22 protein-coding genes are annotated in these 24,463 nt (G+C 64.1%); 11 read left to right on the forward strand and 11 right to left on the reverse strand.

All coding sequences use genetic code 11. The features are described from left to right. The 7 genes from ACFOKJ_RS03130 to ACFOKJ_RS03160 all read left to right on the forward strand — a co-directional run. On the forward strand, positions 1–235 hold a 235-nt coding region (locus tag ACFOKJ_RS03130; protein ID WP_390276564.1), incomplete at its 5' end, for an FAD-dependent oxidoreductase. Between the two features lie 134 nt (positions 236–369). Beyond that, positions 370–666, forward strand: coding sequence for a sarcosine oxidase subunit delta (locus ACFOKJ_RS03135; protein ID WP_390276566.1), 297 nt, complete (start codon positions 370–372; stop codon positions 664–666). After that, positions 663–3,683, forward strand: coding sequence for a sarcosine oxidase subunit alpha family protein (locus ACFOKJ_RS03140; protein ID WP_390276568.1), 3,021 nt, complete (start codon positions 663–665; stop codon positions 3,681–3,683). The genes ACFOKJ_RS03135 and ACFOKJ_RS03140 overlap by 4 nt, the downstream gene beginning before the upstream one ends. Beyond that, positions 3,676–4,356 carry a sarcosine oxidase subunit gamma gene (locus ACFOKJ_RS03145; RefSeq protein WP_390276570.1) on the forward strand — a complete coding sequence of 227 codons (681 nt, stop codon included), beginning with the start codon at positions 3,676–3,678 and terminating at the stop codon, positions 4,354–4,356. The genes ACFOKJ_RS03140 and ACFOKJ_RS03145 overlap by 8 nt, the downstream gene beginning before the upstream one ends. Positions 4,357–4,418: 62 nt before the next feature. Further along, positions 4,419–5,387, forward strand: coding sequence for a dipeptidase (locus ACFOKJ_RS03150; RefSeq protein WP_390276572.1), 969 nt, complete (start codon positions 4,419–4,421; stop codon positions 5,385–5,387). A gap of 79 nt (positions 5,388–5,466) precedes the next feature. Next, a complete protein-coding gene (locus ACFOKJ_RS03155) occupies positions 5,467–6,522 on the forward strand; it encodes a haloacid dehalogenase-like hydrolase (RefSeq protein ID WP_390276574.1) in 1,056 nt (351 codons plus the stop codon). Positions 6,523–6,694: 172 nt separating this feature from the next. Then, positions 6,695–7,549 carry a glycine betaine ABC transporter substrate-binding protein gene (locus ACFOKJ_RS03160; protein WP_390276576.1) on the forward strand — a complete coding sequence of 285 codons (855 nt, stop codon included), beginning with the start codon at positions 6,695–6,697 and terminating at the stop codon, positions 7,547–7,549. Between the two features lie 84 nt (positions 7,550–7,633). Here the strand turns inward: ACFOKJ_RS03160 and ACFOKJ_RS03165 are convergent, their stop codons facing one another. Both ACFOKJ_RS03165 and mnmH read right to left on the reverse strand, forming a co-directional pair. After that, positions 7,634–8,953 (reverse strand): diguanylate cyclase domain-containing protein, encoded by a 1,320-nt coding sequence (locus tag ACFOKJ_RS03165; protein WP_390276578.1) that lies wholly within the window; start codon positions 8,951–8,953, stop codon positions 7,634–7,636. A 178-nt stretch (positions 8,954–9,131) separates the two neighbouring features. After that, positions 9,132–10,172 (reverse strand): tRNA 2-selenouridine(34) synthase MnmH, encoded by a 1,041-nt coding sequence (gene mnmH, locus ACFOKJ_RS03170; RefSeq protein WP_390276580.1) that lies wholly within the window; start codon positions 10,170–10,172, stop codon positions 9,132–9,134. Between the two features lie 18 nt (positions 10,173–10,190). Between mnmH and selD the strand changes: the two genes are divergently transcribed. Beyond that, positions 10,191–11,231, forward strand: coding sequence for a selenide, water dikinase SelD (gene selD / locus ACFOKJ_RS03175; protein ID WP_390276582.1), 1,041 nt, complete (start codon positions 10,191–10,193; stop codon positions 11,229–11,231). An 81-nt stretch (positions 11,232–11,312) separates the two neighbouring features. On the opposite strand, the gene ACFOKJ_RS03180 is transcribed toward selD, so the two are convergent. Both ACFOKJ_RS03180 and ACFOKJ_RS03185 read right to left on the reverse strand, forming a co-directional pair. Next, positions 11,313–11,888, reverse strand: coding sequence for a flavin reductase family protein (locus ACFOKJ_RS03180; protein WP_390276584.1), 576 nt, complete (start codon positions 11,886–11,888; stop codon positions 11,313–11,315). Between the two features lie 9 nt (positions 11,889–11,897). Further along, positions 11,898–12,548, reverse strand: a complete 651-nt coding sequence (locus ACFOKJ_RS03185; protein ID WP_390276586.1) for a GntR family transcriptional regulator — start codon at positions 12,546–12,548, stop codon at positions 11,898–11,900. Positions 12,549–12,915: 367 nt separating this feature from the next. On the opposite strand from ACFOKJ_RS03185, the gene ACFOKJ_RS03190 reads away from it, so the two are divergent. The 3 genes from ACFOKJ_RS03190 to ACFOKJ_RS03200 all read left to right on the forward strand — a co-directional run bounded on the left by ACFOKJ_RS03190 (position 12,916) and on the right by ACFOKJ_RS03200 (position 17,153). Then, positions 12,916–14,253, forward strand: coding sequence for a glutamine synthetase family protein (locus ACFOKJ_RS03190; RefSeq protein WP_390276588.1), 1,338 nt, complete (start codon positions 12,916–12,918; stop codon positions 14,251–14,253). 56 nt (positions 14,254–14,309) lie between these two features. Beyond that, positions 14,310–15,668, forward strand: a complete 1,359-nt coding sequence (locus ACFOKJ_RS03195) for an aspartate aminotransferase family protein (RefSeq protein WP_390276590.1) — start codon at positions 14,310–14,312, stop codon at positions 15,666–15,668. A gap of 189 nt (positions 15,669–15,857) precedes the next feature. Then, a complete protein-coding gene (locus ACFOKJ_RS03200) occupies positions 15,858–17,153 on the forward strand; it encodes a tetratricopeptide repeat protein (protein ID WP_390276592.1) in 1,296 nt (431 codons plus the stop codon). Between the two features lie 62 nt (positions 17,154–17,215). Here the strand turns inward: ACFOKJ_RS03200 and recN are convergent, their stop codons facing one another. The 7 genes from recN to ACFOKJ_RS03235 form a co-directional block, all read right to left on the reverse strand. Continuing rightward, on the reverse strand, positions 17,216–18,877 hold the full coding sequence (gene recN, locus ACFOKJ_RS03205; RefSeq protein ID WP_390276594.1) for a DNA repair protein RecN: 1,662 nt from the start codon (positions 18,875–18,877) through the stop codon (positions 17,216–17,218). A gap of 7 nt (positions 18,878–18,884) precedes the next feature. Next, positions 18,885–19,760, reverse strand: a complete 876-nt coding sequence (locus tag ACFOKJ_RS03210; RefSeq protein WP_390276596.1) for an NAD kinase — start codon at positions 19,758–19,760, stop codon at positions 18,885–18,887. A gap of 9 nt (positions 19,761–19,769) precedes the next feature. Continuing rightward, a complete protein-coding gene (locus tag ACFOKJ_RS03215; protein WP_390276598.1) occupies positions 19,770–20,402 on the reverse strand; it encodes a response regulator transcription factor in 633 nt (210 codons plus the stop codon). After that, positions 20,402–22,681: an ATP-binding protein gene (locus tag ACFOKJ_RS03220; protein WP_390276600.1), complete on the reverse strand. Its 2,280-nt coding sequence runs from the start codon at positions 22,679–22,681 to the stop codon at positions 20,402–20,404. Before ACFOKJ_RS03220 ends, ACFOKJ_RS03215 begins: the two co-directional genes overlap by 1 nt. A 108-nt stretch (positions 22,682–22,789) precedes the next feature. Further along, positions 22,790–23,326 (reverse strand): peptide-methionine (S)-S-oxide reductase MsrA, encoded by a 537-nt coding sequence (msrA, locus tag ACFOKJ_RS03225; RefSeq protein ID WP_390276602.1) that lies wholly within the window; start codon positions 23,324–23,326, stop codon positions 22,790–22,792. Between the two features lie 4 nt (positions 23,327–23,330). Beyond that, a complete protein-coding gene (locus ACFOKJ_RS03230) occupies positions 23,331–24,233 on the reverse strand; it encodes a histone deacetylase family protein (protein ID WP_390276604.1) in 903 nt (300 codons plus the stop codon). 7 nt (positions 24,234–24,240) lie between these two features. Beyond that, complete coding sequence (locus ACFOKJ_RS03235; protein WP_390276606.1) at positions 24,241–24,462, reverse strand: DUF1653 domain-containing protein; 222 nt, start codon at positions 24,460–24,462, stop codon at positions 24,241–24,243. Position 24,463: the final 1 nt, after the last annotated feature.

Here is a 24,463-nt window from a genome sequence, read left to right on the forward strand (position 1 = left end):
TGTGGACGTGGCGCCGGATGCCTGCCCGATCATCGGCAAGTCGCCGGTGAAGGGGCTGTACTTCAACTGTGGTTGGGGTACCGGTGGCTTCAAGGCCACGCCGGGGTCGGGTCACGTGTTCGCCCACACCATCGCCAACGATGCGCCGCATCCGCTGAACGCCGCCTTTGCGCTGGACCGTTTCAGCACCGGCCATCTGATTGACGAGCACGGCGCCGCCGGCGTAGCCCACTAAGGAGAAACTTGCCCACAACCCCCTCCCTGCGTTGTTGCGCCGCCTTGCCGTACGACTTGTACTGTCTGCGGCGGCGCGCCTAGCAGGGACCGCTACGCTGGGGTTTGTGACCAAGTTTGCGAGGAGAGAATCCGATGTTCCAGCTTCACTGTCCGCACTGCGGGGCAACCCGCGAGGAAGAAGAATTCAGCTATGCCGGCGAGGCGTATATCGCCCGCCCGGCCAACCCGGAAGACGCCAGCGATGCCGAATGGGGAGACTACCTGTTCATGCGCAAGAACACCCGCGGCTGGTTCTGGGAGCAATGGCAGCACACCGCCGGCTGCCGCAAGGTGTTCGTCGTCAAGCGTCACACCGCCAGTTATCAGATTGCCGGCAGCTGGACGCTGGCAGAAGGCAAAACGCAGTACCTGAAGGAGAGCGAAGCATGAGCGCCTACCGTGTCCACCGCAACAGCCAGCGCATTAACAGCCAGTCGCCGCTCCAGTTCACCTTCGACGGCAAGCGCCTGCAGGGTTTCGCCGGCGATACCCTGGCCTCGGCGCTGATCGCCAACGGCGTCAAGCTGATCGGCCGCAGCTTCAAGTACGGCCGCCCGCGCGGCATCATCGGCCATGGTTCGGAAGAGCCGAACGCGCTGATCCAGCTGGAAACCGGCGCCTACACCGTGCCGGACCTGAAAGCCACCCAGGTGGAGCTGTATAACGGCCTGTCCGCCACCACCACCACCGGCTTCCCGTCGCTGCACTTCGACCTCAAGGGCATGGCCGGCAGCTTCAGCCGCTTCATGCCGCCCGGCTTCTACTACAAGACCTTCATGGGCCCGGTGAAAGCCGCCTGGCCGCTGTACGAGAAGCTGATCCGCATGGCGGCCGGCTATGGCCGCGCCCCGGTGGAAGCCGACCCGGAATACTATGACCACCTGCACCACCACGTAGACGTGCTGGTGGTGGGCGGCGGTGCCTGTGGCCTGTGGGCCGCCACCCTGGCCGGCCGCGCCGGTCTCAAGACCCTGCTGGTAGATGAACAGAACGAAGCCGGCGGCTGGATGCTGTCCGACGCCAGCGCCCGTATCGATGGCAAACCGGCGATGCAGTGGGTGAACGAACGCCTGGCCGAGCTGGATAGCCTGGGCAATGTCACGGTACTGACCCGCACCACCGCCTTCGCGCTGCACGAACAGAACCTGGTGCAGGCACTGGAACTGTGCCAGGACCACCTGCCGATCGGCAGCCGCAACCCGGGCCAACCGCGTCAGCGCCTGCACAAGATCCGCGCCCACCACGTGGTGCTGGCCGCCGGCGCCATCGAGCGCCCGCTGGTCTACGGCAACAACGACCGCCCGGGGGTGATGACTGCCGCCGCCGGCCAGACCTACCTCAACCGCTACGGCGTGGCCGTTGGCCGCAACGTGTTGCTGATGACGCACAACGACGCCGCCTACGACGCCGCCCGCGACCTGGCCGAAGCCGGCAGCCGCGTGACACTGATCGACACCCGTCTGCGCGGTGCCGCCGACTGGCGCCAGCAGCAGGCCAAGCAGGCCGGCGTGGAGCTGATGCTGGGTTACGGCATTGCCCAGGTGCATGGCAAGACCGCCGTCAGCGGTGCACAGCTGGTACAGCTGGACCCGTTCACCAACACCGTGCGTGGCAAGGGCCCGCGCCTGTCGGCCGACAGCATCCTGTCCTCCGGCGGCCTGACCTCCACCGTGCACCTGTTCTGCCACAACACCGGCCGCCCGTACTGGAAAGAGGAAAGCCTGTCCTTCGTGGTGCCGGACGAAGGCCGCCAGGGCATCAGCTGTGCCGGTGCCATCACCGGTCGCTGGGAACTGTCCACCGCGCTGGCGCAAACCCATGCCGCCACCAGCGCCATGCTGGCCGGCTTCGGCCGCAGCACCCACGGCGACTGCCCGCAGGGCGACGAGCACGAGGTGGCCGCCACCCGCCGCCTGTTCCGCGTGCCGGACGGCCTGGCCGAAGGCCACGGCGCCAAGGCCTTTGTCGACTTCCAGAACGACGTCTCCGCCGCCGACATCCACCTGGCGGTGCGCGAGAACTACCGCTCCATCGAACACGTGAAGCGCTACACCGCGCTGGGCTTCGGTACCGACCAGGGCAAGCTGTCCAACGTCAACGGCTTCGCCATCGCCGCCGAGGCACTGGGCAAACCGATCTCCGCGGTGGGCACCACCACCTACCGCCCGGCCTACACCCCGGTAACCTTCGGCGCGCTGGCCGGCAGCCACAAGGCCGACACCTTCGAGCCGCGCCGCTACACCGCCATGCAGGCCTCGCACCTCAAGCGTGGCGCGCTGTTCGAGACCGTCGGCCAGTGGATGCGCCCGTGGTACTTCCCCCAGGGCAAGGAAACGATGCACCAGGCGGTGGACCGCGAATGCCTGGCCACCCGTAACAGCGTGGGGGTGATGGATGCCTCCACCCTGGGCAAGATCGATGTCAAAGGCCCGGACGCGCGCGAATTCCTCAACCGCATCTACTCCAACGCCTGGAGCAAGCTGGACCCGGGCAAGTGCCGCTACGGCCTGATGCTGGACGAGAACGGCATGGTGATGGACGACGGCGTGACCGCCTGCATCGCCGACGACCACTTCCACATGACCACCACCACCGGCGGCGCCGCCCGTGTGCTGAACTGGCTGGAACGCTGGCACCAGACCGAATGGCCGGAACTGAAAGTGCGCTTCACCTCCACCACTGACCACTGGAGCACCACCGCGGTAGTGGGGCCGAAGAGCCGGGCCGTGCTGCAGAAACTGTGCAGCGACATCGACCTGTCGGCCGAGAACTTCAAGTTCATGGACTGGCGCGAAGGCACCGTGGCCGGCGTACCGGCCAAGGTGTTCCGCATCTCCTTCTCCGGCGAACTGGCCTACGAGATCAACGTCGATGCCTGCTACGGCCACTACATCTGGGAACAGGTGATGGCGGCCGGTGAAGAATTCGGCATCACCCCGTACGGCACCGAAACCATGCACGTACTGCGGGCCGAGAAGGGCTTCATCATCGTCGGCCAGGATACCGACGGCTCGATGACACCGATGGATCTGGCCATGGGCTGGGCAGTGGGCATGAAGAAGCCGTTCAGCTTCCTCGGCAAACGCTCGCTGAGCCGCTCCGACACCGTGCGCAGCGACCGCAAGCAGCTGGTGGGCCTGTACACCGAAGACCCGAAAGTGGTGCTGGCCGAAGGCGCGCAGATCCTGTCCACGCCGGACGCCACCCCGCCGGCCAATATGCAGGGCCACGTCACCTCCAGCTACCACAGCGCCTTCCTCGGCCGCTCCATTGCCATGGCAGTGCTGAAGGGTGGCAGCCAGCGCAGCGGCGACACCGTGTATGTGTGGGCGCAGGGCAAGATGCACCCGGCCAAAGTGGTTTCCTCCGTATTCGTCGATCAAGAAGGGGTGCGTCAACATGCCTAACTTCCAACCCTACCTGCAGTCCCCGCTGGTGAACTTCAACCTGCCGGCGGAGACCGTGCCGGCCGACAACAGCCAGCAAGTGCGTGCCAACGAACTGCCGCTGCTGGGCTACATCGCGATTCGCGGCGAACTGGCGGATGCCGCCATTGCCGCCGCCATCGTCAGTGTGACCGGTGCCAGCGTGCCGGCGGCCGGGCAGTTCAGCAGCGGCGAAGGCGGCGTGCTGGTCTGGGTGTCGCCGGACGAATTGCTGCTGGTGACCCGCCGCGCCGAACTGGGTGCCAGGTTGGCCGCATTCGAGGCAGCGTTCACAGGACTGTTCGCCCACGCGGTGGACAACAGCGGCGGCCTGACCTGCGTGTCGCTGTCCGGTGCCGAGCACGTCACCGTGCTGCGCCACATGGGGGTGTACGACTTCGAATCGCTGGCCGTGGGCCAGGCGGTGAGCACGGTGCTGGGCAAGGCTGGCGGGACGGTGTTGCGGCTGGAGGACGACGGGGTGTTCCTGATCATCCGCCGCAGCTTTGCCGACTACCTGTGGCTGCTGCTGCGCAAGGTAGCCAAGCCGTACCGCTTTGCGGTGGCGCAGCTGCCGGAATCCGGCAGCCACCCGCTGTTGCGCCTGGTGGACAAGCAGCAGGCCAGCCCGGCACGCAAGACAGTTGCCGCCTGAAACATAACCATTTCGCCACGGCGGCGCCCCTACGCTGCCAACCCGACAAAGGACATCACACCATGTCACTGCATCAAGACAGCATCGTTATTGACGGCCTGATCATCGCCAAGTGGGAGAGCTCGGTTTTCGAGGACATGCGCAAGGGCGGGCTGACCGCGGCCAACTGTACCGTGTCGGTATGGGAAGGCTTTGCCGATACCGTGCACAACATCGCCGAGATTAAGCAGAAGATCCGCAAGCATGACGAGATCCTCTCGCTGGTGCGCACCACCGCCGACATCCGCCAGGCCAAGGCCGATGGCAAGACCGGCATCATTCTGGGCTTTCAGAACGCGCATGCCTTCGAAGACAACATCGGCTACGTGGAGGCCTTCGCCGACATGGGCGTGCGCGTGGTGCAGCTGTGCTACAACACGCAGAACCTGATCGGCACCGGCTGCTACGAGCGTGACGGCGGCCTGTCCGGCTTCGGCCGCGAGGTGATTGCCGAGATGAACCGCGTCGGCATCATGGTTGACCTGTCGCATGTGGGTGGCAACACCTCCAAGGAAGCGATCCTGGAATCGAAAAAGCCGGTGTGCTACTCGCACTGCCTGCCGTCCGGCCTGAAGGAGCACCCGCGCAACAAGAGCGACGAAGAACTGAAGTTCATCGCCGATCACGGCGGCTTCATCGGCGTGACCATGTTCCCGCCATTCCTCAAGCGCGGCATTGAGGCCACCGTGGATGACTACGTGGAAGCGATGGATTATGTGATCAACCTGGTGGGCGAAGACTGCGTGGGCTTCGGCACCGATTTCACCCAGGGCTACGACAAGGGCTTCTTCGACTGGATCACCCATGACAAGGGCCGTTACCGTCGTCTGACCAATTTCGGCACCATTCTCAACCCGGAAGGCATCCGCACCATCGGCGAGACCCCCAACCTGACTGCCGCCATGGAGCGTGCCGGCTGGGGCGAGGCCAAGATGCGCAAGGTGCTGGGCGAGAACTGGCTGCGAGTGTTTGGAGAAGTGTGGGGGGCGTAACCCCATTTGTGCCCGGCGTGTGCAACATGCCGGGTTTTTTTTGCTGTCGGCAGAAGCATGCCACCACCGGAGTGTGCTGATGAATCGATTCAAACGTCTTGCTGTATCCCTGTCCCTGCTGCTGGCCGCCGCCGGTAGCCAAGCCACCGAGCTGCAACACTGGCCGCCGGAGGTGGCAGCCAAACTCAATGGCCTGATAGCCAAACATGCCAACAAGGGCGAGTACGCGGTGTTCGACATGGACAACACCAGTTACCGCTACGACCTGGAAGAGTCCTTGCTGCCGTATCTGGAAATGAAGGGCGTGCTCACCCGCGACAAGCTGGACCCGTCGCTGAAGCTGATCCCGTTCAAGGACACGCCCGGCTTCCAGGAAAGCCTGAACAGCTACTACTACCGGCTGTGCGAGGTGGATGACCTGGTGTGCTACCCGTGGGTGGCGCAGGTGTTCTCCGGCTTTACGCTGCAGCAGTTGAAAGGCTATGTGGACGAGCTGATGGCCTACGACAAGCCGATACCGATTCGCTACTACAACGGCGACAAGGTGGAAGAGGGCTCGGTGAACCGTCCGCGTCCGTTCAGCGGCATGAAGGAGCTGTACAACCGCCTGCAGGAAAACGGCATCGAGGTATACGTGATGACTGCCGCCAGCGAGGAGCTGGTACGCATGGTGGCCAGCGATCCGAAGTATGGCTACAACGTGAAGCCGCAAAACGTGATCGGCGTGAACCTGCTGCTGAAAAACCGCAGCAACGGCGAGCTGACCACCTCGCGGCTGCAGATCAAGAAGGGCAAGTACGACCCTGCGGCCAACATGCCGCTGGAGCTGACCCCCTACCTGATGAACCCGATGACCTGGTACGAAGGCAAGCTCGGCACCATCCTGGGCTGGATCGACCAGTGGAAGAAACCGATTCTGGTGGGCGGCGACACACCGATTTCCGATGGCTACATGCTGCTGAACGGTACCGATGTGGAGAAGGGCGGCATGCGGGTGTGGGTGAACCGCAAGGCCAAGTACATGCCGGCGATGCAGTCGTGGTGGGAAAAGTCCGCCAAGCAGCAGCAGGCGCTGGGGCAGGCGGTGACTGCCGACAAGAACTGGCTGGTGGTGAAGCCGGAAGAGATTCAATAAGGGGCAGCCCCGGACAACGCCACCGCCGATGCGACCAGCGCTTGCCACGTACCGCAACCGTGCTGGCAGGCAAGGGCAGTGGAGGTTTTCCGGGGTGACTGAGAGACGTCACCAGGCGTCCGGTAGCGGGCAGTATCTCGTCATTACTCACAAAACCAGAATGAGGCACGACATGAATACAGGCAACAAACGCTTCACCCGTATCACGCTGCTGGCCGCAGCACTGGCTTGTAGCAGCGCGGCCTGGGCCGCGGACAAGCCGCTGATCAAGATCGGCTATGTGGAAGGCTGGGCCGACAGCGTGGCCACCACCCAGGTGGCGGCCAACATCATCAAGACCAAGCTGGGCTATCCGGTGGAACTGGTGCCGGTGGCTGCCGGCATCATGTGGCAGGGCGTGGCGCGCGGCGATCTGGACGCCACGCTGTCGGCCTGGCTGCCGGCCACGCATGGCGACTACTACCAGAAGCTGAAGGACAAGGTGGTGGTGCTGGGTAGCAACTACCCGGGCGCTAAGATCGGCCTGATCGTGCCGGAATACGTGCCGGCCAAGACCATTGCCGACCTCAACAAGTACAAGGAGGTGTTCCAGAACCGTATCGTTGGCATTGATGCCGGCGCCGGGGTGATGAAGAAGACCGAGCAGGCGATCAAGGACTACGAACTGGACGTGAAGCTGCTGCCTAGCTCCGGCCCTGGCATGGCATCGGAACTGGCGCGCGCTATCAACAGCAAGCGTCCGATCGCGGTAACCGGCTGGATTCCGCACTGGATGTTCGCCAAGTGGCGCCTGCGCTTCCTGGAAGACCCGAAGAAAGTGTATGGCGAGGAAGAGCACGTGGACACCGTGGTGAACCCGGGCCTGGCAGCCAAGGCACCGGCAGTGGCCAGCTTCTTGAAGAAATTCACCTGGAAGGCCGAAGAAGTCGGCAACGTGATGCTGGATGTGGAAAACGGCGTCAAGCCGGCAGCCGCCGCCGAGAAGTGGGTTGCCAACAACAAGGCACGCGTGGCTGGCTGGCTGTAAGCGCCACTCCGTGTCAACAACATGCCCCCGCGGTTTTCGCTGCGGGGGCGTTTTGCATGGCGCTTGCAGCGGCCTGGCGGAGGGTCAACTGGCTGCCGGCGTGGCCAGTTGCCCGTCGCGGCGCTGTTTCTTGTGGCGGTACATCATGCTGTCGGCGTGGGTAAGCAACTGCTGTTCGCTGCTGCCATGTTGCGGGTAATGCGCCATGCCGATGCTGACCCATGCCGGAACGCGCTGCCCGGCCAGCTCCACCGGTACAGCAAAGGCCTGCTGTATTCTTTGCGCCAGCCGCTCCGCCTGTTCCGGCTGCGCATGGCTTTCGAGCAATACCACGAATTCGTCGCCGCCGATGCGCGCCACCAGGTCGGTGTCGCGCACGCATTGGCTCAGCCGCTGCGCCGCGATCTGCAACAGCTGGTCGCCGGCGCTGTGGCCGAGGCTGTCGTTGACCTGCTTGAAATTGTCCAGATCCAGGTACAGCAGTGCCAGGGTGTCATCATTGCGCCGCGCGCGTGCCAGCGCCTCGCCCAGCCGTTCGTTTAGCAAGGCACGGTTCGGCAGGCCGGTCAGCGCGTCATAGCGCGCCATCTGCTGCAGGCGCTGGTAGAGCTGCTTGCGCTCGATGGCGGTAGCCACCTGGGCGGACACATATTCCAGCAAGGCCTGGTGACGAGGAGTGTAGTGCAGCAGCGGATCATGGCTTTTCAGGATCAGCGCCCCCATGACCCCGGACTGGCTGCGCAGCGGCGCGCCAAGCCAGCTCTGCAGGCCTGGCTCGTCCTGACCGCCCTGTTGGCCGCATTGCCACAGCAATGGCTGCGCACTGGCCAGCATCTGCAGGCCAAGACTGCCGATGCCCGCCGGCGCCGGCTGCGGGTAGCAAATCTGCAGCTGTTGCGATGCCGGCTCCTGCAGCGCCACCACAAAGTGCTGTGCCGGCAGCAGGCCGGCAATGATCTGGTGAATGTGGACGTACAGCGCCTGCAGGTTTTCCGCGCTGTGGGCGGCTTCGGAGATGGCAAACAGCGCGGTCTGCATTGCTTCCGCCTGCTTGCGCTCGGTTACGTCGCGCGCCACTGCCACCCGCATCTGCATGGACTCGGACCAGCGGGCCGACCACATGATGTGCACGATCTCGCCATTCTTGCGCAGGTAGCGGTTTTCGAAGTGCGGGTTCGGCTGGCCGGCCATGATCTGGCTGGCGGCCTGCAGGGTGCGGGGCAAGTCAGCCGGATGAATGAACTCGACCATCTTGCGCCCCTGCATTTCCTCCGGGGTGTAGCCGAAAATCTGCTCGCAGGCCCCGCTGACAAACACGAAGCGACCGTCTGCATCCACCAGGCAGATGGCATCCAGCAGCAGATTCATGAAGGAGGCAGGGTTGATCTGGTTTTCCATCGCCATGACATGGGGGGCTAGTGAATCGTAGGCCGGTAGCAGGTTTATTTATAGAAACTCGTTTACCCCGCCGACATTACAATATTTATACGCCATTGTCTGCGCCAAAGCCGACGCAGTTTTCGCCATGGCGACGCCGGACAGTGAGGGGGAGGGGCAAACCGACAAGGGCGTGACTGCCGGATCACACCCCGGCCGCCAGCTGTCGCGCTACTTCGGCCAGCGTGGCATCATCCAGTGCAGGCAGGCTAAGTGGCTGTTGTGCTGCCGTGTAGTGCTTGCCTTGCGAACGGCGGTACAGCGGGTCGTAGTGATTGACCAGCAGTTCGCTCACCAGGCTGTCGAAATCGCCACTGCGCGCCATGGCATTCCAGGCATCCAGCTGTGCCTTGCTGTGTACGTTGCGCAGGAAGCCCAGCTGGGTAACCAGCCGTTCCGGCTCGGCCAGGTAAAAGTCGTAGTCCTGCTTCAGGAACGCCACCCGTGCGGCCAACGGTGCCTCCACCTGCAGGCAGGGGCTGGCGTGCATGCGGGCGAACAGCGCATCCGGCAGCGACACAAAGCCGATTTTCTTGCTCTCGGCCTCGATAAATACCGGCCGTGCCGGATCAAGCGCCTTGATGGCGGTTGCCAGCTGGCTGTCGAAGCCTTTCTGGCTGGGCTGCGGGCTATCCGGCAGGCGGCCCAGTACCGAGCCGCGATGTACCGCCAGCTGTTCCAGGTCCAGCACCTGCGCACCGGCAGTGGCCAGTGCCTGCAGCAGCCGGCTCTTGCCGCTGCCGGTGGGGCCGCCGATCACGCGCAGATCCAGCTGCGCGGGCAGGGTGGCCAGATCTTCCAGCACCTGGTGACGATAGGCCTTGTAGCCGCCCTGCAACTGATGCGCCGCCCAGCCGATCTGCGCCAGGATGATGGCCATGGAGCCGGAGCGCTGCCCGCCGCGCCAGCAGTACACCAGCGGTCGCCACGATTTGGGGTGGCTGGCGAACTGTTCGTCCAGGTGGCGGGCGATATTGCGCGCGGCGATGGCGGCGCCTACCTTGCGCGCCTCGAACGGTGACACCTGCTTGTACAGCGTGCCTACCCGCACGCGCTCTTCATCGCTCATCACCGGGCAGTTGATGGCGCCGGGGATGTGATCCTCGGCGAATTCCGCCGGGGTGCGGACGTCGATGATCTCGTCAAACTGGGATAGCTGTGCTACGGTCGCGGCCTTGAACAACATGGTTTTGTGAGCTTTTCGATGGCTGATATCAGATTGACGCAATTGTCTCACGGCGGCGGTTGCGGCTGCAAAATCGCGCCGTCCGTGCTGCAATCGATTCTTGCCGGCGCCAAGGACCTGCTGCCGTACCCGGACTTGCTGGTAGGGCGCGAAACCAGCGACGACGCGGCAGTGTACCGCCTGAACGACCAGCAGGCGCTGGTGGCCACCACCGATTTCTTCCTGCCCATCGTCGATGATGGGCATGATTTCGGCCGTATCGCCGCCACCAATGCCATCTCCGACATCTACGCCATGGGCGCCACGCCCATCATGGCGCTGGCCATCGTCGGCATGCCGGTGAACACGCTGCCGGTGGAAGTGATCCGCGACATCCTGCAGGGCGGCGAATCGGTATGCCGCGAGGCGGGCATCCCGATTGCCGGTGGCCATTCCATCGACGCGCCGGAGCCGATCTACGGCCTGGTGGTGATGGGGCTGATGCACCCTGACCAGATCAAGCGCAACTGCGATGCCAAGGCTGGTGACGTGCTGATCCTGGGCAAGGGCCTGGGCGTGGGCGTACTGGCGCAGGCGATGAAAAAAGGCCTGCTGGACGAGGCCGGCTACCGCGCGCTGATCGCCTCCACCACCCAGCTCAACAAGGTGGGCGGCCAACTGGCGCCGCTGGACGCGGTGCATGCGCTCACCGACGTAACCGGTTTCGGCCTGCTGGGCCACCTGCTGGAAATCTGCCGTGGCTCCGGCCTCACTGCCCACGTGGACATGGCCAGCGTGCCGGTGATCCGCGAGGCGCGCGGCTTTGCCGAGCAGGGCATCGGCCCGGGCGCCATCGAGCGCAACCTGGCCAGCTTCGGCGCCGACGTGCACTGCGCCGACAGCGTGGCCGAGTGGCAGCTGCGGGTGCTGGCCGATGCGCAGACCAGCGGCGGCCTGCTGGTGGCGGTGGCGCCGGAAGCGGCGGAGCAGGTGCTGCAGCTGTTCCATGCCGCCGGCTTTGAGTACGCCAGCCGCATCGGCAAGCTGGCGGTAGGCGAGCCGGTCATCCATGTAAGCTGACAGCGGCTTGCGGCCAACCTTGGCCGCATGGCAAACAAAAAGGCAGACTTCGGTCTGCCTTTTTGTTGTGCAGCGAGATCGCTACTCCGGCAGCGGCACGTCCAGCGTGTCGCCGATGGTGAAAAAGTGCCCGCCGGCAATGTAGTGCAGCGTGCGCTTGGCGTCGTCGTGAATCGGCTGCCAGTGGCCATCGACAAACAGAGTAGGGTCGGCCCAGGCGGATACCACCTCGCCGATGAACAGGTCGTACTGCTGCTGATTGTGTGGCTCGCGAATCAATTTGCACTCCAGCCAGCCGGCGCAGCCGTCCACGTGCGGCGCGGCCACCGCGTGGCCAGGTACGGCAAGCAGACCGCTGGCGGCGAACTTGTCGGCTACTTCCAAGCCGCTGTCCGAGCCGACCTGCAGCACGGCAGCAGCTTGCGCCTTTACCGGTACATTCAGCACGAACTCGCCAGAAGCCTCGATCAACTGGCGGCTGAAGGTGGCCTTGTCGATCACCACCGCCACCTTGGGCGGGTTGAAGTCCAGCGGCATGCTCCAGGCAGCGGCCATCACGTTCTGGCGCCCGTCGTGAGCGCTACTCACCAGCACGGTGGGGCCATGGTTGAGCTGGCGGTAGCTTTTGGTGAGATCAACAGCTTGGTAGTTCGGCACGATGAGTCCTCAATCCAGACACAGCCGGCGCAGGTAGCTGCCGGCGGTACGCAAGTCCTGGGCGATGGCGGCGCGCACGCCGTCGGCATCGTTACGCTGAAGCGCGGCGATCAGCACGCCGTGTGCATCGTTCATGGTTTTCCACACATCCAGATCCTGGTGCAGCTGGTTGGAAATAGGGCCGACGTGCAACCACACGGTTTCGATCAGCGACAGCAGCAGCGGCGAGTTGGCCGCCTGGTACAGCGCCAGGTGGAACAGCTCGTTGGCGTCCAGGTAGCCCTTCACATCGTCGGCGGCAATCGCGATGTCCATCTGCCGGCACAGCGCAATCAGTTGTTCGCGGCCGGCGGCATCCAGTTGCTGCGCGCCCAGCCAGGCGGCCTGGCCTTCCAGCAAGATGCGGTTCTGCAGAATGTCATCGAACTGTGCCACCGTGAGCTGCGGCACGGTTACGCCGCAGTTGGGAATGTTCACCAGCGCCTTTTCCGCGGCCAGCCTTTGCAGTGCGGCGCGCACCGGCATCTGGCTCACGCCAAGCTCGCTGGCAAGGTGATTGATCTTCAGACGTTCGCCCGGCAGCCAGCGGCCCAGCATCAGCATGTGGCGCATTTTGTCGTAGATATCGTCTTGCAGGGTGGAGGCGGAAGCGGTCTTCATGGCGGGGAGGCGAGCATAGTTGGCCGCAAGCATAGCAGAGCAGGGCAATGCTGCAAAACTGGATTTGATCAAATCATTGACATATATATTTGATCAAACCTAACATGCGCAGCACAACCTGCGTTTTGCTGCGCTTTTCTGTTTTGCAAGGGATGGATCAAGCCGGGCAAGGACGGGAACCAACGGCAGGGCGCCTCAAAAAATCCCCGCTTTCGTCGCGATACTGCGTTGCTCACGAAAAATGTCTCCTTACATATCAACGCATATGCGGCGGCGACATTTTTCGCTCGCGCCTTGTCTCGCTTAAAAATCAGGGCTTTTCGAGGCGCCCGGAATACAAATAAGGCAACACCGGAGGAGAACGACCATGAATGAACAACTCGCCGCGTTCATACGCGAGCACCAGATCCACGAAGTGGAGTGCGTGATTCCGGACATGACCGGAGTAGCGCGCGGCAAGATCGTGCCCAAGAACCTGTTCCTAGCCGAGGACAGCATGAAAATGTCCAAGGCGGTGCTTACCATCACCGTGAACGGCGAGTTTGCCGAGTTCGAGCGCTTTGCCGGTGCCAACGACCCGGACATGGTGTGCCGCCCGGACCCGTCCACCATCCGCCTGGTGCCGTGGGCGATCGAGCCGGTGGCGGTAGTGATTCACGACTGCGAGGATTTCGATGGCCGCCCGGTGGGCATCTCGCCGCGCGCGGTGCTGCGCAAGGTGCTGAAGCTGTACGAAAACCGTGGCTGGCGCCCGGTGGTGGCGCCGGAGATGGAGTTCTACCTGATCCGCCAGAACAACAATCCGCATGAGCCGCTGCGCCCACCATCCGGCCGCGCCGGCCGCTCCGAGGTTGGCCGCCAGTCGTTCTCCATCGATGCGGTAAACGATTTCGACCCCTTCTTCCAGGAGCTGTCCGCCTTCTGCGAAGCGGCCAAGCTGAATGTGGAAACGCTGATCCACGAAGTGGGCGCCTGCCAGATGGAGATCAACTTCAGCCACGGCGACGCCATGGCACTGGCTGACCAGGTATTCCTGTTCAAGCGCGCGGTGCGCGAAACCGCCTACCGTCACAATATCTTCGCCACCTTCATGGCCAAGCCGATGGAAGGCGAACCGGGCAGCGCCATGCACATTCACCAGAGCATCGTGCACAGCGACAGCGGTGAAAACATCTTCTCGAACGCCGATGGCAGCGCCACCGAGCTGTTCTTCCACCACATCGGCGGCATGCAGAAATACCTGCCGCAGGCGATGCCGATGCTGGCGCCGTACGTGAACAGCTACCGCCGCCTGAGCCGCCACACCGCCGCGCCGATCAACGTGCGATGGGGCTACGACAACCGCACCTGTGGCATCCGCATCCCGCCGTCCGGCCCCGCCGCGCGCCGGCTGGAAAACCGCGTGCCGGGCGTGGACGTGAACCCCTACTTGGCGATGGCTGCCACCCTGGCCTGCGGCTACCTGGGCATGGTGAACAAGATCGAGCCTTCCGCGCCGATGAACGACAGCGCCTACGACCTGGACTACGAGCTGCCGCGCAGCCTGGAAGACGCAGTGGAGCTGATGCAGGACTGCCCGGAGCTGGCCGAGATCCTGGGCGAGGAATTCGTACAGGCGTTCTGCGCGGTGAAGGAGAAGGAATTCGAAACCTTCAATCGTGGCATTACCGCCTGGGAGCGCGAGCACCTGCAGCTGCACGTTTAACGCCTGCCTGCGGCCAACGTTGGCCGCAATCGACACAACATACCAAGGAGTGATCCATGACCATCCGCCATGGCATCAACTGGGACAAGGCCCAGGCGCTGTACCAGACCGAGCGCGATACCTTCATCAGCCGTATGCCGCGTTCGCGCGAACTGTCATCCCGTGCCGCCGGCCACCTGCTGTTCGGCGTGCCACTGCACTGGATGAACGACTGGTCCACGCCGTTTTCGCTATACGTGGCAGCGGCGCAGGGCGCGCGCTTCACCGACGCCGACAGCCACCACTACGTGGATTTCTGCCTCGGCGACACCGGCGCCATGTTCGGCCACAGCCCCAAGCCGGTAGCCGAGGCCATCGCCCGCCAGGCGCAGCGCGGCTACACCGCCATGCTGCCCAGCGAGGACGGCGTGTGGGTGGCGCAGGAGCTGGCGCGCCGCTTCGGCCTGCCGTACTGGCAGTTCGCGCTGTCGGCATCGGACGCCAACCGCTTTGCCATCCGCTGGGCGCGGGCGATCACCAAGCGCAGCAAGGTGCTGATCTTCAACGGCTGCTATCACGGCACGGTGGATGACGTGTTCGTCGACCTGGTGGACGGCAAGCCGCAGACCCGCGACAGTCTGCTGGGCCAGGTGTACGACATCACCCAGCACACCCGCAGCGTGGAGTTCAACGACCTGGCGGCGCTGGAAGCCGCGCTGCAGGATGGCGAGGTAGCCTGCCTGCTGGCCGAGCCGGCAATGACCAATATCGGCATGGTGCTGCCGCAGCCGGGCTTCTGGCAGGCGGCGCAGGCGCTGTGCCAGCGCTACGGCACGCTGCTGCTGATCGACGAAACCCACACCATCAGCAGCGGCCCCGGCGGCTACACCCGCGCCCACGGCCTGCAGCCGGACCTGTTCGTGGTCGGCAAGCCGGTGGCCGGAGGCGTGCCGTGCGCGGTGTATGGCTTCAGCGAGCAGACCGCCCGCCGCGCCGAAGAGGCCAAGCGCAGCGCGCCACCCGGCCATAGCGGCATCGGCACCACGCTCACCGCCAACCTGCTGGCGATGGCGGCGATGCGGGCGAATCTTGCCGAGGTGATGACCGACAGTGCTTACCAGTACATGTTCGGCCTGGCGGAAAGGTTGGCCGCAGGGCTGCGTGGCGTTATCGCGCAGCATCAGCTGCCGTGGTGCGTCACCCAGATCGGCGCGCGTACCGAGTTCCAGTTCACCGCCGTGCCGCCAGTCAACGGCAGCGAGGCGGACAAGATTCTGGACAGCGAGCTGGAGCACATCGTGCACCTGTTCCTGCTCAATCGCGGCCTGCTGATCACCCCGTTCCACAACATGATTCTGGTGTGCCCGGACACCACCACCGCGGATGTGGATCGGCTGGTGGCAGCATTCGCCGACTTCGTGGCAGCGGTGAAGTAGCGCAGCAGGGCGGCGCAAGGCCAGGGGCAAGCCCACCACCCGTAGCCCGGATAAGCCACTGGCGCATCCGGGGTCTGCACGCATGCTGGCGGAACGCTCTTTGGGCTTCCTCCCTACAAATGGCTTCCCGCTGGCCGTCTCCGCACAAAATTCATATAGTGACAGCCTTGCCACGCCGCTTGTCACACCATGCCCGCCTCCGATTCCCTGTTCCATACCGCCCAGCGTCTACACATTGCCGGTGATCTGCCTGGCGCCGAGCAACTGTACCGCCAGCATCTTGCTGCCTCTCCGCATGATGCCGCCGCACAGCACTGGCTTGGCTGCGTGCTGCATCAGCAAGGGCGCGATGCCGAGGCGCTGCCGTGGCTGCAGCAGGCAGTGGCGGCGAACAGCGCACCTGCCGCCTGGTGGTTCAGCCTTGGCATTGTCAGTGCCAGCCTGCAACAGCATGTCGAGGCGGCCGAGGCGTTTCGCGCCGCCGTGGCGCGCGATGGCGGGCAGTATTTCTTCTGGACCAATCTGGGCGCCAGCGAGGCGGCGCTGGGCAATGGCGAACAGGCCGAGCAGGCCTGGTTGCAGGCGCTGCAGCTGCAGCCGGAACAGCCGGATGCCTGGTTTCTGCTGTCCGCCCACCATGCGGCGGGCGGCAAGGCGGCGCTGGCACAACAATGCAACTACCGCGGCATCGTGTGCGAAGGCGCCAGCAAACACCCGCCGGCCACCCTGGCGCAGGCGCTGCACGAGATTGGTCAGCCGGAGGCCGCGCAGGCGCTGTTGCGGCAGTGGCTGCAGCAGGAGCCGGACAACGCCATCGCGCGGCATCTGCTGGCCGCCTGTGGTGGCGAGGCCACCCCGGCACGCTGCAGCGATGGCTACGTGCAGCAGGCATTCGACCAGTTCTCCAGCAGCTTCGAGCGCAAGTTGGGCGAGCTGAGCTACCAGGGCCCGGCGATGGTGGCCGCGCTGGCGGCGGAGCAGGGTTGGCCGCAAGGCGGCTGGCGTATCGCCGACCTTGGCTGCGGCACCGGGCTGATCGGCGCCGTGCTACGGCCCTACGCCAGCCATCTGACCGGCGTGGATCTGAGCGCCGGCATGCTGCGCGAGGCACGGAACAAACACATCTACCACGCGCTGCAACAGGCGGAGCTGGGCAGCTGGCTGCAAACACAGCAAGCATGCTTCGACCTGGCGGTCTGCATGGACACCTTCATCTACATCGGCGACCTGTCAGCGGTGCTGCCGGCCATTGCCCGCAGCCTGCAGCCCGGCGGGCAACTGGTGTTTTCCAGCGAGTTGCTGGCCAGTGATGCGGCCAGCTTCCGCCTCAACAGCAGCGGCCGCTACAGCCATGCTCCGGCCTACCTCGCCGCACAGCTGGCCGCTGCCGGTTTTGCGCGCTGGCAAAGCCAGCCGGTGATACTGCGCCAGGAATCCGGCGTGCCGATGCACGGCGAGCTGTACAGCGCCTGGCTGGCAACATAAAGACACGGCAGCATGAAAACGCCCGGCACGTGGCCGGGCGGTAGCGGTAGCAAATTGCCGCGTCAGGTATTGCTAGCCAGCATTTCACTGGCGTGCTGGCGCGTGGTGGCGGTGATGTCTTCGCCGCCCAGCATGCGGGCAATTTCCAGGATGCGGCCTTCGGCGTCCAGCGGGGTGATGCGGCTGACAGTGCGGCCAGCTTCCGCCGCCTTGCTGACGCGCCAGTGCTGGTTGCCGCAGGAGGCTACCTGCGGCAGATGGGTAACGCACAGTACCTGGTAGCGCTCGCCCAGCTGCTTCAGCAACTTGCCCACCACTTCGGCTACGCGACCGCCGATGCCGACGTCCACTTCGTCAAAGATCAGCGTCGGCACGCTGGCCACCTGGCTGATCACCACTTGCATGGCCAGGCTGATGCGTGACAGCTCGCCGCCGGATGCCACCTTGGCCAGTGGCCGCAGGGTGCCGCCCTGGTTGGCCGCCACCAGGTATTCGATGGTTTCCAGACCGTGGGCGGTGGGTTCGCTGGCGGCGGAAAGCTCGATGGCGAAGCGTGCACCTTCCATTGCCAGGCGCTGCATTTCCTTGCCGATGCGCGCCGACAGCTCGGCGGCGGCCTGGCGGCGCTTGGCGGACAGTGCCTCGGCATGAGCGCGGTAGCGCGCCAGCGCGGCGTTTTCCGCCACGCTCAGCGCGTCGATGTCGCTGGCGGCTTCCAGCTCGGCCAGCTGCTGCTGCCAGTCGGCCAGTTTCTTGGGCAAGTCTTCCGGCTGGCAGCGGTATTTACGGGCGGCACTCATCAGCGCGTGGATGCGCGCCTCCACGTCTACCAGCTGACCCGGGTCGTCCTCGAAGCCGCCGACATAATCGCGCAGGCTGTACACCACCTCGCGCAGTTCGGCATCCACCGAATCCAGCAGCGCCAGCGATTCGGCCAGCCTCTGGTCGTAGCCGGAAAGCTTGCCCAGCCGGCTCTGCACTTGGGATAACAAAGTCAGGCAGCTGCCATCCATTTCCGACAGCACATCCACCGCCGCCTGCGCCGATTGCGCTAGCTCGGCGGCATTGGCCAGCCGGCTGTGCAGCTGGTTCAGCTGTGGCCATTCGTCGGCGGCCAGACCCAGTTCGGACAGCTCGCCGATCTGCCAGGTAAGGCGTTCGCGCTCCACTTCGGATTCGCGCTGGCGGCGGTCGGCATCCTCGCGCGCCTTGCGTGCCTGTTGCCAGCTCTGCCAGGCCGCGCGCACATCGCGCGCCAGCTGGCCGGCGCCGGCATAGGCGTCCAGTAGCTCGCGCTGCGCGTCCGGACGCACCAGTGACTGGTGTGCATGCTGACCGTGGATATCCACCAGGTAGTCGCCCATGGTCTTGAGCTGGCCCTGGGTGGCGGGCTGGCCGTTGACGAAGCTGCGCGAGCGACCACCGCGGTCGATGATGCGGCGAATCAGTAGCTCGCCGTCGTCGCCAGCCAGCTCATTGTCGGCCAGCCAGGCCTGCAGGTCAGGCTGCTGGCGGATGTCGAGATGGGCGGACAGCTCGGCGCGCTCGGCACCTTCGCGGATCTGGCTCACTTCTGCGCGATCGCCAAGCAGCAGGCCCAGCGCATCCAGGATGATGGACTTGCCGGCGCCGGTTTCACCGGTAAGCACGGTGAAGCCGGGGGCGAACTCCAGTTGCAGCTGATCGACGATGACGAAATCTTTGACGTTCAGGGATAACAGCATGTTGGCCTCACAGCAGGCGTTCGCCCCAGTGGAGCTTGTGACGCAGCATGTCGTAGTAGTTGTAGCCCACCGGGTGCAGGATCTTCAGCGTGTTGCGGTAGCTGCGGATGATCACGCGGTCCATCTCCATCAGGTCGCAGTGCGACTGGCCGTCGAAGTGCACCTTGGTGTCCAGCCCGCGGGTGAGCATGAATTCCACCTCGCAGTTGTTGCTGACGGCAATCGGGCGGTTGGACAGCGATTGCGGGCAGATCGGCACTAGCGCAAAGGCCTGCAGCGTGGGGTGCAGGATGGGGCCGCCGGAGGCCAGCGAGTAGGCGGTGGAGCCGGTGGGGGTGCTGATGATCAGCCCGTCGGAGCGTTGGCTGTAGACGAACTGGTTATCGACGAACACTTCGAATTCGATCATTGAGCCCAGCGAGCCACGGCTGATCACCACGTCGTTCAGCGCCAGCGCGCTGACCACTTCGGCATCCTCGCGAATCACCGAGGCGTGCAGCAGGATGCGCTCTTCCGGCACGAACTGGCCATCGAGAATGCCATCCACAGCGTCCAGCATCTCGTGCAGCGAGATGTCGGTCATGAAGCCGAGCCGCCCCTGGTTGATGCCGACCATGGGCACGCGGTAGGGCGCCAGTACACGCGCCACCGACAGCATGGTGCCATCGCCGCCCAGCACGATCACCAGATCGGCCAGTTTGCCCAGGTCGTCCCGGTCTGCCAGCGGGTAGTGCGCTATCGGGCTGCTGGCGCAGCTTTCCCGGTCCAGCAGGATATGGAAGCCGCGGCCGGACAGGTGGGCGGCCAGCTTCAGCAGCGATTCGATGATGTGCGGCTTGCCGTGGCGAGCCACCAGGCCGATTTTGTTGAAGAGTCGGGTCATGTTGCAGTTTTACTGTTGGCCGGGCTGGGTTGCATCCAGCGCGCGCAGGTAGAAGCGCACCAGTTCGGCCAGTGAGTCGATTTCCAGTTTTTCGAACAGCTTGGCCCGGTGCGCCTCCACCGTGCGTGGCGACAGGTCCAGCTCGCGGGCGATTTCCTTGCTGGACAGGCCTTCTGCCACATGGCGCAGGATCAGCCGTTCGCGGTCGGTGATGCGCTCCAGGCGCTGGCGCACCTCTTGCGTCGCGGCCATCTGCTCCTGTTGCTGAATACTGATACGAATCGCCTTTTTCAGGCTTTCCAGCAGCTGCGGCGCGTTGATCGGCTTGGTGAGAAAGTCTACCGCACCACCACGGAAGGCGCGGCGGCATTCTTCGATATCTCCATGGCCGGTAATGAAAATGATCGGCATCTGCACACTGCGCAGGTTCAGCATGTCCTGCAGTGCAAGGCCCGAGGTCTGCGGCATGCGGATGTCCAGCACCAGGCAGCCGATTTCATCCGGATTGAATTTCTGCAGGAAAGCTTCGGCATGCTCGAAGGTCTGCACGCGCATGCCCTGGGTGCCGATCAGCAGCGCCAGGGAGTCGCGCACGGCCGGGTCGTCATCGATGACAAAAATCGTCGGGGTCATGGCAGGCATTACGCTGTTGCTCCTTCCGGTTCGCCTTGCGGCTTGATCATGGGCAGCTCGAAATAGAACTCGGCGCCACCACTGTCCAGGTTGCCGGCACTGAGTACGCCACCCATGTTTTCGATAATGGTATGACTGATGGTAAGCCCCAGCCCCATGCCTTGCGACTTGGAGCTGAAAAATGGCTGAAAGATCTTCTGCAGGGTGTCCGCCGACATGCCGGGGCCATTGTCGCGCACGCCAACGCGGATGCGCCCGCCGCGACGCTCGCTGTAGATGAACAAGCGGCGCTCGCCGCTGACATCCATCAGTGCTTCCATGGCGTTCTTGCACAGGTTCATCACCACCTGCTCCACCTGGATGGTATCGGCCTGTACCCGTGGCAGGGTGCCGGACAGGTCGGTATTTACCGTCACGTCGTGATCGCGCAGCTCGGATTCGATCAGGGTGATGACATTGAGCACCGCCTGGTTCACATCCACCGCGGTGAGGTCGGCCTGCTTGCTGGCGACGAATTCTCTTAGTTTTTTGACGATATGCCCAGCCCTTTGCGCCTGCTTGACCGACGACAGCAGCGCGGTCTTCAGCAGAATGCGGTCCGGCTCCTCGTCATCGAGCATGCTCAGGCAGGCTTCGTTGTAGCTGACGATGGCCGACAGTGGCTGGTTGATCTCGTGGGCGATGCCGGAGGTCATCTCGCCCAGGGTGTTGATACGTGCTACCCGTGCCAGCTCCGCCTGGTGCTGTTTCAGGCGCTGCTCGCTGCGTTCCAGTGCCTCGGCCATGCGCTGGCGCAGCGGCGCCATGTCACGGAAGGTGATCACGATGCTGCGCAGCGCGCCGTCCTGATCCAGCAACGGCGACACCGTACCTTCGATATAGGCGCCCTGGCCATCCGGGCGCAGCAGGTAGGCGTTTTCCGGCAGCGCCACCCGGTCCAGCTGCTGCCGGCAGGCGGCCACCGGGTCGGCGATGGCCTCGCGCGCCAGCTCGTAGCGCACCTTCCATACCTCGGCCAGCGGCCGGCCCACCAGCACAGACGGCGCCATGCCCAGCAGCAGCGCAGCCTTGGGGTTCAGGTACTCCACCCGCGATGCGTCACCAGCCACCAGTACAGCATCGTCGATGCTTTCCAGGGTAACCAGCGCCTGCTGCCGCTCGCGGCGCAGGGTGTCGTGATAGTGCTCGCTTTGCAGGCGTTCGTTGTGTTGCGAGGCGGCCACCAGCACCAGCAACGACGTCAGCAGCAGGCCGGTACCCAGCGACAGCAGCAACAAGGACACGGAGACACTGGGCAGCCCGCTTAGCTGGCGCACTTCCAGGCGGTAGGGGAAGTAATCGCGGTCGATGGCCAGCTGGGTGTGCTGCGGCGGCAGCAGCTGCTGTTGCAGCCAGCCCAGGGTATGTGTCGACGCGGTACCGGTTGGCAGGTGCGCCTGGCCGTTGACCACCAGCCGCAAGTCAAGCTGATGGTTGTCATCGCCCCGCACGTTCAGCAGCGTCTGCGCCCGCACGCCCAGCATGATGACACCGGCGAAAGTGTTCAGCCGTTCGGCAATGGTGTCTGGCGCGGCGCCATCGGTATACACGGCCTTGAGATAACCGAAGCCCTGCTCGCCATTGCTCAGGGTATAGGGCGGGGTAACCTCGATCTCGCCACTGCGGATGGCCTGCTCTACGGCTTTGCCCAGGATGCGGTCATGGGCAATGTCCAGGCCATACATGTCGCCGGTGAGGCTGTCGCCAAGCGGCAGGGCATTGAGCAGCGGAATGTAATACGGCCGTGCCGGCGCCGGGCGCCAGTAGGCGGCATTGCGCCAGTCATCGCCATCGTTGCGGTGATAGTCCTTGATCAGGAATGGCTGCCGGCGCTGGAAGCTGGTTTCAGCCTCCAGTGTTTCGCGTTCGGCCAGCCCGACGCGCGGCTGCAGGCCGATCAGGTGGATATAGGGATAGCGGTTGCCGATGTTCTGCGCAAACTGGCGCAGCCGGGCCTGTTCGTTGCCCTGGTTGGCTGCGGACAGTTCGGCAAAACCGAAAATGGCGGTTTCACAGATCAGCAGCCGTTCTTCCAGTGTTTTCTTGATATGCAGGGTGGCGGCGTTGAACTGCTGCTGCCGGCTTTCGGCGGTGAGGAACAGCGCCGCCAGCAGGATGGCCATGGACAGCAATAACCACAGCAACACGAAGCTTGCCTTTACCCGCAGAGGCAGGTCGCCAATCATCTGGCGCCATTGCTGCGGCAAGGACAGGGAGGCATAAGGCGGGCGGGGCTTGCTGGCGGGCATCGGCAATGACGTCGGTCTGGACGGGCAATGGCGCCATTGTAGCCGATGGCGAAACAAAGCGGAGGGCGGAGGTGGAACGGGGTTGGCCGCAGCCGACCCCGCAGCCGGTCAGGCTTTCAGCAGCTCCGGATGCTGTTCGTGCAGCTTGTAAAGCTTAGGTGCGATGACTACCTGGCAGTAGCCGGCAGTCTGATTGCGGGAAAAGTAGTCGTGATGGAAATGTTCCGCAGGATAGAAACGCGGCGCCATTTTCACTTCGGTGACAATCGGCGCATCAAAGCGCCCGCTGGCTTCCAGGTTGGCGATCATGTCACGTGCGCTCTGTAGTTGCGCCTGGTCGTGAGTAAAGATTGCCGAGCGATACTGAGTACCGATGTCATGGCCCTGGCGGTTGAGCGTGGTCGGGTCGTGGGTCAGGAAGAACACTTCCAGCAAGGTCTGATAACTGATGCGCTCTGGCTGGTAGCTCAGTTCCACGGCTTCGGCATGGCCAGTGTTGCCATGGCAGACGCGCTCGTAGTCCGGATCGTCCAGATGGCCGTCGATGTAGCCGGGCAGTACATCCAGCACCCCGTCAAGCTGGCGGAATACCGCCTCGGTGCACCAGAAGCAGCCACCGGCAAACGTGGCTTTGGCAATTTCCATGAGATCAACCTCCTTTCGGGTGATGACGCGACAGCAGCTCGCGCACTGTCTGCAGATGGATGTCCACCGTGTCGGCTATCGGCACTGCATAGCCACCGGCCATGACTACCGCCAGCGGCCACTGCCGCTGTTCGCACAGGTCGAACACGCGACAGTCGCGTGCCAGCAGGCCGGCCTTGCTCAAAGCCAGGCGCCCAAGGCGGTCGCCCAGGTAAGGGTCGGCACCGGCAAGGTAAAACACGATGTCCGGTTGGGCGTTGTCGGCCAGGGTGCGCAGCGCGTCATCCAGCAGCTGCAGATAAACATCATCCCCGGTGTTGTCGGCAACCCCCACATCCAGCGTAGACGCCACCCGACGGAACGGGAAGTTCTTTTCTCCATGCAGCGACAGCGTGAACACGCTGCCATCGCCCTGGAACAGCTCGGCTGTGCCGTTGCCCTGATGCACATCCAGATCAATCACCGCGGCGCGGCGAATCAACCCCTCCTGCTGCAGCAAGCGGATCGCCACCGCCACGTCATTGAATACGCAAAAACCGCCACCCTTGGCGTAGCCGGCATGATGCGTACCACCTGCCAGATTCACACCGGCGCCATGCAGCAGCGCACTACGCGCGGCGGCAATGGTGGCGCCTACCGAGCGCGCGCTGCGCTCTACCAGCTCCCGGCTCCACGGCAAACCGATCTCGCGCATGATGCCCGGCGACACGCTGCCATCAAACATGCTGTCTACGTAGTTGGCCGCATGCGCCAGCCTGAGCTCGCGGTCGGTGGCTGCCGGGGCGGTGTCCATGTGTGCGCCTGGCAGTGCGGATACGGCATCGGCCAGCATGCGGTATTTCTCGGCCGGGAAGCGATGCCCGGCTGGCAACGGCAGCGGGAATTGATCAGTACGGAAAATCAGCATGGCAGGCTTAGTCCGCCACCCGCTCGAAACGCGGTTGCGTTACGCCGTCGACTGTCACCTGTTCGGTAAACATTGCCAGCGGGCGCACCCACAGCGCCATGTCGCCATACAGCGGGCGGTAGACCACCAGCAGCTCGTCACTTTCCGAGTGGCGTGCCACGCCCAGTACTTCATAAAATTTGCCCTTGTAATGGCGATAGCGCCCGGGCAGCAAGGTAGTTGTTGGCATG

Source organism: Vogesella amnigena (assembly GCF_042648905.1).
Lineage (GTDB): Bacteria > Pseudomonadota > Gammaproteobacteria > Burkholderiales > Chromobacteriaceae > Vogesella > Vogesella amnigena.